The sequence below is a fragment of the Cohnella hongkongensis genome, from assembly GCF_042654645.1.
In the GTDB taxonomy this organism is placed as follows: Bacteria; Bacillota; Bacilli; order Paenibacillales; family Paenibacillaceae; genus Cohnella; species Cohnella hongkongensis.
Genome location: NZ_JBHSEP010000002.1, coordinates 326,613 through 343,336 on the forward strand (window position 1 = coordinate 326,613; position 16,724 = coordinate 343,336).

Sequence of the window (16,724 nt, forward strand, 5' to 3'; positions counted from 1 at the left end):
CTCTCCCCTCCCCATGCCCGAGTGTATATGTTATATAATATAACACATAAATACATCTCATTAGAAATGGAGAGTTTATCCCTTTATACATGTAAACTTTGATTACGCGAAAGTCGGTGGTCCGGCATGCTTCCCCGCAGCTCTCTCGACTCCGTGCGGCCTTTCGACAGCTCCTCGCACTCGCGGAACGCGTGCTGCTTGCAGCCGACGCACCGCCCCCTATCCAGACAGGTCAGCGCATATCCGATGGCTTCGCCGGTATGCGCGAAGAAATGGCCTCGCCCGATCGCTTCGGCGAGTCCCGTCCGTTCAAGCAGCTCAAGCGGCTGCCTCTGAATGCCCGACACGAGCACGACGCCGCCGTCGTCGAGGAACTTTCCGACAAGTGCGGCCAGATTCGCTTCTCCCGACAGATCGATCATCGGAACCTTCGACATCCGAATGAGCAGCACGCGATGGGATTGTCCGACGACCTCGCGAAGCGACTGGCCGAACGCCTCCGCCGCTCCGAAGAACAGCGCCCCTTCCACCGTCGCGATGCGAATTTGCGGGCAGTCCCGCTTCTCCGTCACTCCGTCCGGCGCCACTTTGCCGCGGCGGCTCAGCGGGTCGGGCAGCACTTTATCCACCTTGACCATACCGCCCATCCGCCTCACGAACAGCGCAATCGCCAGCACGAGTCCGGCGGTGACGGCAGCCGTCAAATCCATAAATACGGTCAGCAGGAAAGTCGCTCCCAGCACGAGCGAATCGCCTGTCTTCGTTCGCAGCAGCTTCGCGAAGCTGCGGTACTCGCTCATTCTCCACGCGACAACCATCAGCACCGGCGCCATCCCGGCCAGCGGAATTCGGGAAGCCAGCGGCGCGAAGAGCAGCAGCACGCCAAGCACGACGGCGCCGTGGACGATTCCGGATACGGGGCTGACCGCACCCGACTTGATGTTCGTCGCCGTTCTGGCGATCGCCCCCGTCGCCGGAATGCCCCCGAGCAGCGGGGCGACCGTATTCGCGATTCCCTGCCCGATCAGCTCGCGGTTGCTGTCGTGCTTCGTTCCCGTCATCTCGTCCGCGACAACGGCCGACAGCAGCGATTCAATGCTGCCCAGCATCGCGATTACGAAGGCCGGATACAGCAGCTGCCCGATTCGCTCAAGGGAAATCTCCGGCATGCGCAGGGCCGGAAGCTCGCTCGGAATCGCGCCGTAAGCGGAGCCGATCGTCGCCACGCTTCCGTCCGGCAGCAAGCTTGCGGTCAGCGCGGCGGCAGCCAGTCCGATGAGCAGCGCAGGAAGCTTGGGCGCCAGCCGCGACACGAGCAGAATCGCCGCCAAGCTGGCCAGCGCCGTCGCCACGCTGTATCCGTCGACCAGCGACAGATGCGTCGCGATCTCCTTCATGTTCGGCAGGAACCGCTCGTGCTTGCTCAGTCCCTCCATTCCCAGGAAGCTCGGAATCTGTCCCGCAAAGATCAGCACCGCGATCCCCGTCGTAAATCCGAGCGTCACCGGACGGGGAATGAAGCGGATGAGCGCGCCCAGCTTGAACAGGCCCATCAGCAGCATCAGCACGCCCGCCATCATGCCCGCAAGCAGCAAATTCTCGTAGCCGTACTGCAGCACAATCATCAGCAGCACCGGTACGAACGCGCCCGTAGGCCCCCCGATTTGAAACCTGGAGCCTCCCAGCAGCGAGATCAGCACGCCTGCCGTCATTGTCGTATACAATCCGTATTGAGGACTCACTCCCGAGGCAATCGCGAACGCCATGCCGAGCGGGATGGCTACGATGCCCACAATCAATCCCGCAAGCAGGTCCCGGCGCAGTGCCCCGACGCTGTAATCCGCAAACCTTCCAAGCCTCTGCAGCTTCATTATACCCCTTCTTATTTTTGAATATTTGATTATTTGAATATATAGAATATAAGAGCGCGAGCAGGGAAAGTCAAAACGCGTTTGCGCCGTTGTAGGCGATTCTGGCCCAATGCGGGACCTAAAAAACGAGGCCACGTTCGCCGTACGGCGATTAGCCCCGTTTCCCACCCGTTTACTCGCTTCGTATCGTCTCCAGCAGCGAAATCGCGTCTACCAGATGGTTATCGAAAATGCGTCTGGCAACCTCCAGCAGCTCCACGATCAGAGGATCGCGCAGCGAATAGATGACGTTCGTCCCGTCCTTCACGCCGCTGACGACGTTCTTCGCCCGAAGGACGGCCAGCTGCTGCGACACCGCCGAGCCCTCCAGACCGAGCGCCGCCTGGATCTCGTTCACGTTTTTTTCCCCTTCGCTCAGCACTTCCAGAATCCGAATGCGCAGCGGATGCGCGAGCGCCTTGAAGAACTCCGCTTTGAATTGCTGCAACTCACGATTCAATCGCCTGTCCCCCTTTTTAATCGAACCAGCCCTTGCGTTTGAACCAGGTGTACATGCCCAGACCGAGCGCCAGCATCACTCCGACGACGATGAAGTAGCCCGCTTCCCACTCCAGCTCGGGCATGTTCACGAAATTCATCCCGTATACTCCGGCGATAAAGGTGAGCGGCATAAAAATCGTCGTCATCACTGTGAGCGTCTTCATGATCGAATTCATCCGGTTGGAGCGAAGGGAATCGTAGCTGTCCCTAAGGTCAGCCGTCATCTCCCGATTGGACTCGATCATCTCCGTCAGCTTCAGCAGATGGTCGTAGATATCGGTAAAATAGGCATGCTGCTCCTTGATGGCCGGTATTTTGTCCGAATTGAGCAGCCGGTACAGCAAATCGCGCATCGGAAGCACCGTCCGGCGAATGCGCAGCAGATCCGCACGAATGTCGTAGATCTGCTCCGTCATCTCCTGCAGATCGACCTTGTTCTCTCCCTGGTCCTCGATCTCGTTCAACTGATCCTCAATCTTGTATAGTGTCGGGAAGTAATTGTCGACGAGCTTGTCCATCAGCAGATACGCAACGTAGCTGTGGTTCCTCCCCCGCCGAAACTCCGGATCCTGCATCCGCCGCCAAGCTTCGTCGATTTCTTGCGAGGGCATCAGATGGAACGTGACGATGCCCCTCGGTCCGAGAAAAACGTCGACCTCCTCGGCCTTCAGCGTTTCCGGATGCAGCGCGTGCAGAACGAAAAAATGAGTCTCGTCGTAATGGTCCACCTTCGGCCGCTGCAGCAGATGCAGGCAGTCCTCGATCGCCAGCGGATGAAATTGAAAGTAGCTGTCCAGAAGCTCGATCTCCTCCGGCCTCGGACAATCGAAGTCGACCCAGAACCAGCTGACGTCGGGAGCGGTCAGTCCGTCCAGAGAAATGTCCTTCAACCACGCCCCGTCGTCCGTCGCGGCCATAATCCGCAGCACTCGCCTCACCTCTTCCCCTACATTATGCCTTGACGCGGGAGCCGTTGGCAACTCGGCGGCCATTCGGCCGCGAGCGCGATGAATGAGATCTTTAAGAAGAATTTAAGGAATTGGTGAGAAGTTGTTTAACTTTCCCCTTTACACTCGAAATGGAAAGAAAAACAATGCAGGAACGAGGGAATCTCATGACGAGCAAAAAAACGATGCTGTCGCTAGGCCTGATCTTCACGCTGCTGGCGGGCTGCAGCGAAGGGCCGAAAATGGAGCCGGATACGCCGACCACGTTAAAGGTGATGTTCTATTCGGAAGGCGGGTTTTATCAACAATATGGCCTGCCCTTCTCCGCACTGCATCCGGAGATCCAGGTGGAGATCGTGTCGACGCAAGGCGTGCAAAACGGCGAGGACGAAACGTATGACGAGGCGATCCTGAAGCTCATCGAGGAAAAGAGACCGGACGTGCTGGTGCTCAACGTCGCTCAATACAAGCAGTTGTCCCACGAGGGAAGATTGCTCGATCTCGAGACGAGAGCCGCGAAGGACGGATTCGATCTGTCCGGCATCTCGCCGGGGATTCTGGAGTATATACGGGGATTAAGCGACGGAAAGCTGCAGGGGCTGTCTCCCGGCTATTTCACCCAAGCCCTCTTCTACAACAAGGATTTGTTCCAGAAATACGGAGTCCCCTTCCCCGAGGATCGCATGAGCTGGGAAAGCCTGCTGCAACTGGCGGCCCGGTTTCCGACCGACGGGGAGCCCGACGAGCGCGTATACGGATTAAAGCCTGCCTTCGTATCCGACTTGAACGGCTTGGCGGGAAAAATCGGCGGAGCGATGGGGCTGAGCTATTTTAGCGGCTCCGACATGAAGATGACGGCGAATTCGGAATCGTGGAAAAAGGTCGTCGAGATGGCGGACCAAGCGCTCAAAAGCGGTTCTCTTTACACCGGATCGAATAGCGTGTCATTCGAAACGTACGAGGAGTATCTTCTGCAGGACGCTTTCATCAGCGGAAAAGCCGCCATGACCATAGACTCCACCTACCTGATCTCTCAAATCGAGGAAGCCCAGTCGGTCGTGAAAGAGAAGGTCGTACAAAACTGGGACGTCGTGACGGTGCCTGTCGACCCGAACAACCCCGGCTACACCGATCTGGCATCGGTCAATGAGATTTTGGCCATTGACGCCCAATCTCCCAATATCGAAGCGGCATGGAAGTTCCTCCGGTACGTGAACGGGGACGATTATGCCCGCGTCACATCCAAGGCCGACTTGGGACTATCGTCCAGACCTAAGTACTTCTCCGATGAAGAAGGCCATAACCTGCAGGCGTTCTACGCGTTGACGCCCAGGGAAGAAACCGTCTATAAAGATTACGGCAAGCTTCCGAACGAGTCGTTTTCCCAGCTTTTGAGCTTGATCATGGCGGAAATGTCCGAAGCGGAACAAGGCGAAAAAACCGTCTCCGAAGCGTTGGAGGACATTCAGAATAAAGGCCAGCTCATCCTCGACGGCAAAGGCGGTCCGCCAAGCGAAACCGGCGGTTCCGGCCTTATGATCGCTCCCCGCTCTTAATGGCATGGACGAGGGCCGCAAGGCCCTCTTGAATCGCGCCCATTAAAGCTAACTACATCCGGCTCTCGCGGCTGCCGCGGACGGCGTTGCGATAGTCCTTGGGCGTCTGTCCCGTCTCGCTGCGGAAGACGCGGTTGAATTGGCGAATGTTGGCGAAGCCCGTCCTCTCCGCCACGAGCGTCATTTTGTCGTCGGTGAGGGCCAGCCTCCTTTTGGCTTCCTCCACTCTCAGGGAGGACAGATGCTCTACGAACGATCGGCCCGTCCTGTTTTTCAAAATCGCGCTGAAGTACGCCGGGTGAAGATGCGCCCGTTCGGCGACATCCTTCAGCGTGAGCGGCTCGCGATAATGCTCCGCCAGATAGCGCAAAGCCTGATGGATCGGATCCCGCCCGGCGGAGCGTTTCCCCGGAGCGACGGCGGCGGCAAGCCGCCCGAACAGCTGCTTGCAGAGCTCGATCAGTTCGTCGCTGGACGAGATCGAACAGATCTCGACCAGTTGGGCGCGTATATCGTGATCCCCCATCCATTCCTTCGTCGTTCCCCATTCCTCGGTCAATTCGTAGTAATGCAGAATGAGCTTGCAGATTTGCTGATGTACGCTTTCCGGCGTCTGCGCCCAGCGGCACAGCCCGCCGATCGCTTCCTCCACCCGGCCGTCAATCTCGGCGGCCTTCCCTTCGTTAACGGCTTCCTCCAGCGGCCTCCACGACCATTTCTTCGTTCCGGCCTTCGTCTGGGCCTCCGAAGTCGTGTCTTCGTAATCGATCACCTTGTCTCCTCCGACGACGAGCCGGTACAGCAAGGCGATCTGCGCCTCCCGATAAGATTTCGGAATCGTCTCCGCCCCTTCCATCGTGCTGCCGATCCCGATCGTCACCGTCAGATTGGACAGCGATTGAATCTGCCGCCGGATCGAGTGAGCCGTGTCGACGAGCTTGCGGCGCGACGCGACCCGATCCGGAACGTTGGCCAGGGCGACCACCTCGGAATCGGAGAACGCGAAGCAGAACCCTCCCAGACGATGATCCAGAATCTCCTGCACGAACTGCCGGATGTAGAGCTGGAACAGAGAAGGGTCCGTTCGGCCGTAGCGCTCCCGTCCGACCGATTCCTTGTCCATCTTGATGACCATGCAGGCGAAATACGGCTCCTCCAGCTCGACCCCCAGCCGTCTTACCCCTTCCAGATCCGAGGAGCTCATGCTGGCCCGCATCAATCCTGCCGCCAGATGATCGCTCGCCTGCCGGCGCAAGACGTCCTCCGCCTCCGGACCGGCGGACTCGTTCGCTCTCCGGGACGCCTCCCGAAGCTCCTCCTTCACCTTCTTCAGCACCCTCGACAGCTCTTCCCGTTCAACCGGCTTCATCAAGTAGTCCTTGGCTCCGTGGCGAAGCGACTGCCGCACGTACGTGAAGTCCTCATAACCGCTTATGACGATACAGACCAGCTCCGGGAACCGCTCGCGAGCGAACTTCTGCAGCTGCAGGCCGTCCATTCGCGGCATGCGGATATCCGTCAGAACGACGTCCGGCTTCAAGTCGCCGATCATCTCCAGCGCTTCGTAGCCGTCCTTCGCGTCCCCGACGATGTCCCAGATCGGATCTTCGGAGGAGATCATCGCACGCAAGCCTTTCCTGTAGATCGCTTCGTCGTCCACGATTAAGATTCTGGGCATGGCTGCGCCTCCTCCTCTAGCTTTCCGAGCATCGCTCCGGACCTCTTCTCAGAGCCGGCAGCGTAATCGTCACCTTCAGCCCCTGGTAAGGCATGCTCTCGAACGCCAAGCCGTACGGCTCCCCGTAGTGGAGCAGGATGCGGCGGTGTACGTTCAGCAGCCCGTTGCCCGTCTTGCCCCCGAGATCCCTGGAATGCCGAAGCCGGCCGCGAATCTCCTCCAGCTCCTCGTTCGTCATGCCGATTCCGTCGTCCTCGATCCCGATCGTCAGCACGCCCGCCTTTTCCGCTCCCGTCAGCCGGATAAGCCCCGAACCCGTGCCCCGATCCAGGCCGTGATGAATCGCGTTCTCCACGATCGGCTGAACGATCAGCGGCAGAACGACGCAGTCCAGCGCCCTCTCGTCGATCTCCTCCCGGAACCGGATTCGATCTCCGTAGCGGATCAGCTGAATGGCCATGTAGCCATTGACGTGCTTCAGCTCTTCTCCCAGCGTCACGATTTCCTGGTGGCTGCTTAGGCTGTAACGCAGCATTCGGCTTAAATTGTTGGCCATCGTCACGATGTCCTTGTTGCCCTCCAATTCGGCGTTCATGCTGATCGTTCCCAGCGTGTTGTACAAAAAGTGGGGATTGATCTTGCTCTGCAGCGCGGCGATCTGAGCGTCCTTCTCGCGAATCTCCGTCTCGTACAGCCGATAGCCCAGCTCGCTGAGCTTCGACACCATCGTATTGAACGAACCGCCCAACCGCCCGATCTCGTCTTGTCCGTGAACCGGAAACGCAACCTGAAGCTCCCCCTGCTCGACCTTCCTCATCAGCCGGCTCAGCTTGCGGAGAGGATTGGTCACGCGAAAGGCGACGACCACGTTCAGCAGCATCGCCAGTCCAACGGAGGCGACGATCACCAGCGTCATGGAGCTTTGAACCTTGTGGCTGTCCCGCATCAGCTCCTTGACCGGCACGATGCTGACTGTCGTCCATCCGGTGACGGGCGACGTCACGTAAGCGACTAACGATTCCGGCATTCCTTCGGACGCGTCGACATGACTCACGCCCTGGCCCTGAAGCAGGCCGAGCCGGGGAAGACCGGGATCCCCGTCTTCCCGGCGAATGACGAGCTGCCCCTGCTGGTCGAAGATATACATCGACTCTTCGGCCGCGAGATTGACCTGCTGCAGAATGCTGCGCACCGCCGACGGATCGATATCTATCACGATATACCCGATCCTCTCCCCGCTGTCGAAGCTCCTCAGCTCCCGGGCAATCGAGAAGACGTCGTACGTCATCCCGCCGGTGGACGTAATCTGGTGCGTCGTGATGAACGTCGGCTGCCCGGGAAGACCCTTCGCCTGTTTCAGCCATTCCGCGCTCTCGTCGAGAATATAGTTGGTCACGTATTGGCTGTCCGGCAGCACCACGTACGAGGCGCCCTTCTCACCGTACAGGGATACGCCCATAATGTCGATGCGGCCGTTAATGAATATTTTCGACACGAATCCGTTCAGGTGACCGATCTGCTCCAGCGTCAGCGGCTGTCCCGGCTCTCGCGGCCCGCTCAAATATTCGAGAATCTCGCTGTATTGATAAGGAGACAACGTGAGCCGGTTCAACTCGTTCATATAAGTGTCGATGTTCAGAGTGAGCTGCTGGATCGTCTGCAGCTGATACGAGCCGACGTTCTTCTCCATCGCGCTCTCGAAGCTGGAGAAGGTGTAGAAGCCGATTGCGCCGATCGGGACGACGACGAGAAGGAAATTGATCAGAATGAGCTTCCGGGCAAGCCCTTGGTTGGTGAACCAGCGCACGAGACTCCGTTTCCGTTTCATAGCTCCCCCACTACCTCTTCAGTTCGGCGTCGATGATAGCGGCCGCGTTCCTTAGCGCCTGCTCCGGAGTTTGCCGGCCGTAGTTCATTTGCTCGAATTCGCGGATCAGCACTTCCGTCGTCGACCATTGGCGGACATGCCTCGGCCAGTATTTCACGTCGTTGGCGGCGGCGGCATAATCGCTGCGGAATTTCAGCGCGTGGAACGCTTCCCCCCGGACGACGCGGGTCATGCTCGGGACGTGCCCGGCCTCGGCCCACATCTCGCCGTGCTCGACCATCCACTTGGCGAACGTCATGATCGCATTGCGCTTCTCGTCGGTCATGCCGTGCTTGGTCGGAATGACCAGGGAATGCGAATCGCCCCAGACCGCCGGAGTGTCGTACACGGTCGGCAGCGGAGCGACGCCGAAGTCGAGCCCCGGCGCATGCTCGAACGCGCCCGTCCCCCACATTCCCGTAATCAGCACCGCCGCCTTGCCGTCGTAGAACATTTTGAAGGCGTCGTTAATATCGGGCGGAATGAGCCCGCTTGCATACAAGCCGTTCACGAATTTGAGCGCCTTTAAGGCCTGAGGATTGTTCAGCGTCGAACGGGTTCCCATCTCGTCGTAGAACGATCCGCCCCCTTCGATCTGATTGTACAGGCTCCACCACAGCCACACGGAATCGATTCGCGTGCTCGGCTGGGCCAGCGGCGCGATGTCGGGCGGAACGGCTGCCCGAATGCGCTGCAGGAAGGCGGTAAAGCCTTCCTCTCCCCCCTCCAGCACAGGCTTGTCGGCGGAATCGAGCAGTCCGGCCACCTTCAGATGCTGCTTGTTGTAATACATGACGAGCGCATGCGTGTCGAGAGGGACGGCGTAGGAACGGCCGTCGTACATGGCCGAAGCCATAATATTCCCGTTGAAGACGTCCCAGTCCAGCCCGACCTCCGACGCGGGGCCGGTCAGATCCTCGATGTAGCCGTTCTGAACGAACTGCGGCAAATTGGTGGCATGATTAATGGCGACGTCGGGCGCGTTCCCCGAGAGAATAGCCGTGCGCAGACGAGAATAATAGTCGTCCAGCCTGGAGTTCGTCTGCACGATGTGAACGGCGCTCTGCTCCCGGTTGAACCTCTCCACCATCTCGGTCATGAATTGATTGTCCCCGCCGCTGAATGGCGTCCAGTATTCGATCCGGATCGCCGAGGCTTGCCGGGCCTGCCGATGCTCGGGCTCCTCGGCGCCGGACGAACACCCGGCCGCGGCCGCCAGCAGCATCAGGACGATGGCTGCGTTCAACGGCTTGACCTTCATTTTCCATCCCTCCCGCCTAAGCTGACAATCTCGAAAGACCTGCCCTTTATCGGATGACATCCATATAATCGACGAGGACAGCCGCTCCCGCCTGTTCGAGTTTCAGTGTAATTTCATTCGAGCCCGCCTGCAACGTCCATCTCGCTTCCGCAAGCGCGTATTCGTTCCGTTCGGTTCGAACCAGCCTCAGCTTCTCGCCGCGGCGAGCGCCGTTAACCGTCGCGACGAGCGTCAGCTCCTCGGCGGACGGATTCGCGACGGCGAGCTTCACGCGATACACCCCCGCGGCGGGCACGTTCACGCGGTCGAAGCGCGCCAAGCTTCCCGTGCTTCCCGCGAGCCTCGTCACGCCCCAACCGGACGCGAACGGATTGCTCTCCGCAGCGGCTTCCCCTTCGGCGTGCGCGTTCTCCGCTTCGTAGCGGGGAAGCTCGATCGCCAGCAGCTGCAAGCCCTCCTTCTCATCGGGGAAGGAGACGGAGATCTCGTTCATTCCGGACCGAAGCCGGATCGAAGCGTAAGCGTACCCCGTCTGGCCTTCTTCCGCTGCCGGAAGCCGCACAACAACCGGCTCTTCGCCGTCCGTCTCCACCGCGACCTCCGCCGGACCGCCCGTCTCATTCCGGTAATGCAGCAGAAGCGGCGCGCTCGTATCCACAGACGCCGGAATCAGATCGAACGTCAGCTTCCCGCCTTCGCGGCTCGCATGCTCCGCCCGGAACACTCCGTCGGAGGAGGGCACCGGGATGGCCGTATCCAGCGAGAGCGGCTTGCCGATCTCCGGCAGCCCTTCGTCGTTCCAGAACACCGGTTGAGCGCGGGCCTTCCGATTGTTCCAGCCGTCGCTAATGCCGGTCGTGGCGTGATAGACGATCCAGGTCTCCGTTCCGTCGGGGGAGGGGACGAACGAGTTATGTCCCGGGCCGTATACGCCCGCTTCATCGTCCATCGTCAGAATCGGCCCGTCTCCTTTGGTCCAGTTCGAGGCGATCAGCGGATCCGCCCCGGGGGCTAGCGAGAGCAGGCCCAGACTGTAGAAGGGCGTCCAGCTTCCGGCGCCGGAATAGACGATATGCGTTCTTCCGTCGCGCTGCAGAATCGACTGGCCCTCGTGAATATACGGCGGCCCTCCCGCCCTCTCCCATTCCAGGTCCGGCTCGCCGATCTTCACGCGCGGACCGCTGATCGTGAGAGGATCGCTCATCGGAGCGATATACGTGTTCTGCTGCACGTTAACGTCGCCCTCCCAGCCGGACCATACGAAATACAGCTTCTCGTCCTGCTCGAGAACGAGACCGTCGATCGCCCATTTGTCCGTGTCGTCGGCCACCTTCCCCTTGAAGGCGTAAGGACCGAGCGGATCGTCCGTCTCGGCTTCGAGCGCGTACATCCGGTGATTCTCGTTCGCCCCGTCGTCCGCAGCGAAATAAATGTACCATTTTCCCCGCAAATACTGAATCTCGGGCGCCCACAGATTCGCGGAGTACATCGTGTCGACCGGCGGATACCAGACGACCTTCCTCTGCGCCTGCTTAAAGTCCAGCGTCCGGGATTTCATTACCATAATATCGGCGCCGTTATGCGTAAAAGTCATATAGTAAAAGCCGTCTCTATACACGACGCTCGGATCGGGCGTGTCCAGATCCGCAAGCGTGTTCTTGAAGGTGCCTCCGTGTCCGGAATATCGGACCGCTTCGGAATGGCTCATGCTTCCTCCTGTCCGCCAGACGAAGGCGGCAGCGACGGCCAAAGCCGCCGCGACTGCTGCGATCGAGATCAGAATCGTCTTGCGCCTCATCTTGTCCGTCCTCCCCTGCCTGGCCGGTTATTTGACCGCACTCTGCGTAATGGCCTTCACGAACGAGCGCTGCCCGACCATGAAGATGAGCAGCATCGGAATGGTGGCGATGGTCGTCATTGCCATCAGCTTGCCGTATGCCTGCACATAGCTGCCCTGCGCCATCATCGCGATGCCGCCCGTAATCGTGCGCATTTCGGGCGAGGTCGTGGCGTAGAGCGGCCAGACGAAGTCGTTGTAGATGCCCATGAACGTAAAAATTCCGAGCGTCACCATGATCGATACGGACGCCGGCATCAGAATTCTCCAATACACCTGCCACTTATTCGCGCCGTCGATTCTCGCCGCTTCTTCGATCTCCTTCGGAAAGGAAGAGAAAAACTGCAGCAGCAGGAAAACGCCGAACGCGCCGGCCGTATAGGGAAGCACGAGCGCCGAGTAGGTGTTGATCAGTCCGAAAGCGTTGAACTGCATGTACATCGGAAGAAAGGTCAGCACCCCGGGAATCATCAGCGAAGCGATGAACATGGACAGCAGCGTTCGGCGGAACGGAAGGTCCTTCAACCGCGCCAGCGCGTACGCCGCCAAGGAATCGATGAACAGCACGATCGCCGTGCCGGCCACGCCGACCGACAGGGAGTTCGCAATCCAGCGGACGATCGGCACGTTCATGAGCTCGCCGCTGATGCCGTCGATGTAGTTGTCGAGAGTCGGCTTCTTCGGAATAAAATTCATCTTGCCGGACAGCGCCTCGAAATCGTTCTTCATCGAAGTGGAAAGCATCCAGACGAGCGGCAGGAGGAACACGAGGGCCACCGCAGCCGCAGCCGCGACCAGGACGAACGTTCTCAGCTTTCGCGAATGCACCGTCTACTCCTCCTTCCTGCCGTAAGTGACGCGGTACTGAACGACCGATACGATCATGATCAGGAGCGCCATCAGAATCGCCATCGCCGAAGCGGAGCCGACTTCCCTCCGGATGAACGCCTGGTCGAGCACGTTCATCAGCAGCACCTTCGTCGTGTCTCCCGGTCCGCCGCGGGTCAGCAGGAACGGCTGGGCGTAAATATTGAAGGAGGCGATCGTCGACGTGATCATCACGAACAGCATGACCGGGCGAATAGAGGGCAGCGTAATGCTGGCGAATTTGCGCCACGAACCGGCCCCGTCGATCGAAGCCGCCTCGTAATAGTCTTCGGGAACCTGATTCAACGCGTTGATAAAAATGATCATGTTAAAGCCGATCGTCCACCACAGCGTCGTCGACACGAGCGCCGCCCACACCCAAGGCTCGCTCGTCAGCCACGGAATCGGATCGATGCCGAGCTTGCCGAGCATGCTGTTGATCAAGCCCGCGTTCGTATCGTACATCATCAGCCAGATGACCGCCATGACCGAAGCCGATACGGCATACGGCATGAAGTAGACGGTGCGAAACCAGCTGCGAATGCTGCCCGGCAGCGCATTGACGAGCAGAGCCAGAGCAAGACCGACGGCGATCAGAAGCGGCACGGAATACAGGACGAACTGAACCGTCGCCCACAGTCCCCGGAAGAACAAGCTGTTCAGGTAGGCGCCGGAAGCGAACAGGTTGACGTAATGAGCGAAGCCCACGAACCGGTGGGATTCGGACAGCAGCTCAAACTCGTGCAAGCTGATGTAGAATCCGTAACCGATCGGAAAGAGCAAAAAGACGGAGAAGCTGATCAGGTAGGGCAGAACGAACAGCGACGAGCTGATGCGGGATTGCCAGCCGGTATTCATCGCGGATTTCCTCCTTCGGATTCATGGCCAAAGAAGACGGGGCATCCCTTCCGGAATTCCCGTCTCCTTCGTCGGCGGACCGGTTGCCGGCCGGTTTTTACTTGCCCATAGCCTGGCGGGACTTGGCGACCGCTTCGTCAAGCGCCTTCTGCGGATCCTTCTTGCCGAGCAGCGCGTTGTTGATCTCGCCCCACACCGGCTCGATAATCGTTCCCCAGTTCAGCACGTTCGGCGCGAACTGGACGTAGGCGAAGCTGTCGGCGACCGAGCTTTGCGGCAGCGCTTTGAACTCCGCGCTGTCCAGCATCGGCTTGGAGGCGAGCGCCTGGCCGGACTCGGCCCAGGCCAGGGAATTGCTCGCGACGTATTTCAGGAAGTCGCCGATGCCGGCGAGCACGCTCTCGTCGGTCGTATTTTTCGGAATGACGAAGCTGTGGGAGCCCGCATAGACGGCTTGCTTGGCTTTGCCGATTTGCGGCACCGGCGCGATGCCGTAGTTCAGACCGGCCTCGTCGAACTGCGATTTCATCCACGGACCGTTGAACTGAATCGCGTTCTTGCCTTGCAGGAACAGCGTGTTCTCGCCGTCCTGCTGAACGTTGGCCGGGGAAATCCCTTCGTCGATCAGGCCGCGGAGCCATGCGACCATCTCAACCGCCTCCGGAGAATTGTACGCGACGTCCGTGCCGTCCCACAGCTCGCCGCCATTCTGCCAGACAAGCGTCGGGAAGATGAACTGCTGCGGCCAGAGCGTCGGCACGACGTAGCCGTACTGGCCCTTGCCCTCGTCCGTCAGCTTCTTCGCCGCGTCCTCGAACTCGGCGCGGTTCGTCGGCGGAGCCGTAACGCCCGCCGCTTCGAACAGATCCTTGTTGTAATACATGACCAGCGGATGAATGTCGAGCGGGATTCCGTACCACTGGTCCTCGATCGTCGAATATTCGACGGGAGCCTCGACATAATCGGATTTGGCCATGCCGGCCTGGGCGGCGATGCCGTCCATCGGCTGCAGTTGGCCCTTGCTCGCGTAAGTCGGAATCTGGTCCACGTGCATGATCGCCAAATCCGGGCTTTCCTTGCCTGCGCTTAGCGCGACGTCAAGCTGCTTGTAATATTCGCCGCTAGGCTGAATGACGAAGTTGATCTTGTAGCTGTCCTGGGAAGCGTTGTACTTCTCGACGATGTCCTTCATGAAGGCGCCGTCCGCGCCTGAGAACGGCGTCCAGAACAGGAATTCCGTCTTCTTGCCGCCTCCTGCAGCTGCAGAGCCGCCCCCGGAGGCGGCGGAGCTCCCCTCCGGAGCGGCCGACCCTCCTTCATTGCCGCCGCCGCATGCGGCGAGCACCAGAGCCGCCATCGACAGCGCCAGGAACGCGCGGGCAAAGCTTAACCGTATGTGTTTCATGCTTCTAATCCCCCTCGATCGGTAGTGTGATGCGCTTGGCATGGCACCATCGTAGCGCTTTCCGACCGAAGAAAAATACGCACTTCGTTTAGGGATTGTGGACATTTCTTAAGATCGTCGGCAAGCGTCAAGGCCGGCGGAGCGCTGAGGCCGGCGGCCGGACGTCTTAGCGAAAGCCCGAACGATACGCGCCCGGCGTTACCCGCATCGCCTGCTTGAAGGCTTTGGAGAAATGATGCTTGTCGGCGAAGCCGCAGTAAGCCGCCACTTTCTCCAACGGATAGGCCGTCGTCTCCAGCAGTTCCGCGGCGTAGCGCAGTCGCAGCTGTGTCAGATAGCGGCGGGGAGGCATGCCGAAGTGCTCCCGAAACAAATAACGGAAGCGAGAAGGGGAAAGGTGCGCCCGGCGCGCCAGTTCCTCGACGGACAGCGGATCCGTCAGCCGATAGGACAGAAACGGAGTCACCCAATCAGGGGAGAACGGTCCCCTTCTTTCCGTGTCCGGTCGGGCCCGATAATGATCGCGAATCAATTGCCGCACCAATTCCATGGCCATATGCTGGGCATCCAATCGGGACAGCCCGTCCGGCTCCAGCCATCGTTCGATCGTCCCGACCAAAAGCTCGCGGAAGCGCTCGGGATAGCGCGGAGCCAGCTTCACGGGAACGCGGACGCCGGGCATGCCGTTAAGCCTCGGCTGCATCAGCCTCTCGAACGGAGAGAGATCGACCTGGCCGGGCAAAGTCGCGAAGCTTTCCGTTCTCCGATCCTGATAGAAAAGATCAAGATGGGCATAAGGCGTGTTCGTTCTCGTGATTCCGGCCAGCGTATGAACGGTGCCGGGCTGCAGCAAACAAAAATCGCCCGCCTCCAACAGAAGCTCTTCCCCTTCGGCACAAACCTCGAGCGTCCCTTCTTCGACGTAAATCAGCAAGTAGTCGAGCAGATTGCGTCTGGCCGCGTACTTCCACGGCTGCCGGACGGGCAAATCGCAGTGCCGCAGGTAAGGAACGACGAGCTGGGCGGACATCCATTCTTCGAGCGTATGCATCTCGGATCCCTCTCTCCGACCGGCGAATCCCGGTCATATTGGACAACGAAATCAGACAGCCGGGATAACGACTTGCGGCCTCCGATTCGCTATTCTATATCCATCGAATCAAAAGGAGGCCATGAACATGAGCATCGACAACCATGAACCGCCCGAGTTGATCTCGGATTATCCGCTGAGCGACACGCAGCTCGCCCTTTATCGACAAGACGGGCACATTCGCTTGAAGCAGGTGATGACCCCCTCGGAGACGGACGCGTACGAACCGATCATTTCGGAGGTCGTACGCAAGCTGAACCATCACGACAAACCTCTGAGCCAACGGGACACTTACGGCAAGGCGTTCATTCAAGTCGGCAATCTGTGGACGAAAAGCGAGGCGATCCGGCGCTTCACATTAGCCCGGCGCTTCGCGAAGATCGCGGCCGATCTCATGGGCGTTCGAGGCGTTCGCCTGTACCACGATCAAGCGCTGTTTAAGGAACCGGGAGGCGGGCATACGCCCTGGCATCAGGACCAGATCTATTGGCCGCTGGACACGGATCAGACCATCACGATGTGGATGCCGCTCGTCCCCATCTCGGAAGAGATCGGCTCGATGACTTTCGCTTCAGGCACCCACACGAAGGGTTACGTGAGCCGACTGGTCATTTCCGACGAGTCCCACAGCACGCTGGGACAGTATATCGAAGCCAAGGGAATTCCCCAGGTCAATTACGGCGCGATGGCGCCGGGAGACGCGACGTTTCATGCAGGCTGGACGCTGCATAGCGCCCCCGGAAATCCGACGGAACACATGCGCAAGGTAATGACCGTCATCTACATGGCCGACGACGCTAAAGTGATAGAGCCCCAAAGCAACGTTCACCGGAACGCGCTGGAGCTCAGCCTTCCGGGCTGCAAACCGGGCGAACCGGCGGCGAGCCCGCTCAACCCGGTCGTCTATCGCCGAGAAGACTAAGGCCGGGAGGCCGAAGTAAACCCTG

General features: G+C 59.5%; 13 protein-coding genes. 2 read left to right on the forward strand and 11 right to left on the reverse strand.

Annotated features, from left to right (window positions below):
• Positions 1-83: 83 nt before the first annotated feature.
• The 3 genes from ACFO3S_RS04690 to corA all read right to left on the reverse strand — a co-directional run bounded on the left by ACFO3S_RS04690 (position 84) and on the right by corA (position 3,340).
• Complete coding sequence (locus tag ACFO3S_RS04690) at positions 84-1,871, reverse strand: SulP family inorganic anion transporter (RefSeq protein ID WP_378092806.1); 1,788 nt, start codon at positions 1,869-1,871, stop codon at positions 84-86.
• Between the two features lie 172 nt (positions 1,872-2,043).
• Positions 2,044-2,370 carry an ArsR/SmtB family transcription factor gene (locus ACFO3S_RS04695; protein WP_378092808.1) on the reverse strand — a complete coding sequence of 109 codons (327 nt, stop codon included), beginning with the start codon at positions 2,368-2,370 and terminating at the stop codon, positions 2,044-2,046.
• A gap of 16 nt (positions 2,371-2,386) precedes the next feature.
• Positions 2,387-3,340, reverse strand: coding sequence for a magnesium/cobalt transporter CorA (gene corA, locus ACFO3S_RS04700; RefSeq protein ID WP_378092810.1), 954 nt, complete (start codon positions 3,338-3,340; stop codon positions 2,387-2,389).
• A 185-nt stretch (positions 3,341-3,525) separates the two neighbouring features.
• On the opposite strand from corA, the gene ACFO3S_RS04705 reads away from it, so the two are divergent.
• Positions 3,526-4,914: an ABC transporter substrate-binding protein gene (locus tag ACFO3S_RS04705; protein WP_378092812.1), complete on the forward strand. Its 1,389-nt coding sequence runs from the start codon at positions 3,526-3,528 to the stop codon at positions 4,912-4,914.
• A gap of 52 nt (positions 4,915-4,966) precedes the next feature.
• Here ACFO3S_RS04705 and ACFO3S_RS04710 read toward each other — a convergent pair whose 3' ends face one another.
• The 8 genes from ACFO3S_RS04710 to ACFO3S_RS04745 all read right to left on the reverse strand — a co-directional run bounded on the left by ACFO3S_RS04710 (position 4,967) and on the right by ACFO3S_RS04745 (position 15,738).
• Complete coding sequence (locus tag ACFO3S_RS04710) at positions 4,967-6,592, reverse strand: response regulator (protein WP_378092814.1); 1,626 nt, start codon at positions 6,590-6,592, stop codon at positions 4,967-4,969.
• Between the two features lie 16 nt (positions 6,593-6,608).
• Complete coding sequence (locus tag ACFO3S_RS04715) at positions 6,609-8,420, reverse strand: cache domain-containing sensor histidine kinase (protein WP_378092816.1); 1,812 nt, start codon at positions 8,418-8,420, stop codon at positions 6,609-6,611.
• Positions 8,421-8,430: 10 nt separating this feature from the next.
• On the reverse strand, positions 8,431-9,720 hold the full coding sequence (locus ACFO3S_RS04720; protein WP_378092818.1) for an ABC transporter substrate-binding protein: 1,290 nt from the start codon (positions 9,718-9,720) through the stop codon (positions 8,431-8,433).
• Between the two features lie 46 nt (positions 9,721-9,766).
• Positions 9,767-11,518 (reverse strand): family 43 glycosylhydrolase, encoded by a 1,752-nt coding sequence (locus tag ACFO3S_RS04725; protein WP_378092820.1) that lies wholly within the window; start codon positions 11,516-11,518, stop codon positions 9,767-9,769.
• A gap of 27 nt (positions 11,519-11,545) precedes the next feature.
• A complete protein-coding gene (locus ACFO3S_RS04730) occupies positions 11,546-12,385 on the reverse strand; it encodes a carbohydrate ABC transporter permease (protein ID WP_378092822.1) in 840 nt (279 codons plus the stop codon).
• A gap of 3 nt (positions 12,386-12,388) precedes the next feature.
• A complete protein-coding gene (locus ACFO3S_RS04735; RefSeq protein WP_378092824.1) occupies positions 12,389-13,282 on the reverse strand; it encodes a carbohydrate ABC transporter permease in 894 nt (297 codons plus the stop codon).
• 97 nt (positions 13,283-13,379) lie between these two features.
• The gene (locus tag ACFO3S_RS04740) at positions 13,380-14,687 is read right to left on the reverse strand and encodes an ABC transporter substrate-binding protein (RefSeq protein ID WP_378092826.1); all 1,308 of its coding nucleotides are present in this window, start codon (positions 14,685-14,687) and stop codon (positions 13,380-13,382) included.
• A 166-nt stretch (positions 14,688-14,853) separates the two neighbouring features.
• The gene (locus ACFO3S_RS04745; RefSeq protein ID WP_378092828.1) at positions 14,854-15,738 is read right to left on the reverse strand and encodes a helix-turn-helix domain-containing protein; all 885 of its coding nucleotides are present in this window, start codon (positions 15,736-15,738) and stop codon (positions 14,854-14,856) included.
• 127 nt (positions 15,739-15,865) lie between these two features.
• Here ACFO3S_RS04745 and ACFO3S_RS04750 point away from each other — a divergent pair, with 127 nt between their 5' ends.
• Complete coding sequence (locus ACFO3S_RS04750) at positions 15,866-16,699, forward strand: phytanoyl-CoA dioxygenase family protein (RefSeq protein WP_378092830.1); 834 nt, start codon at positions 15,866-15,868, stop codon at positions 16,697-16,699.
• The last annotated feature ends 25 nt before the right edge of the window (positions 16,700-16,724 follow it).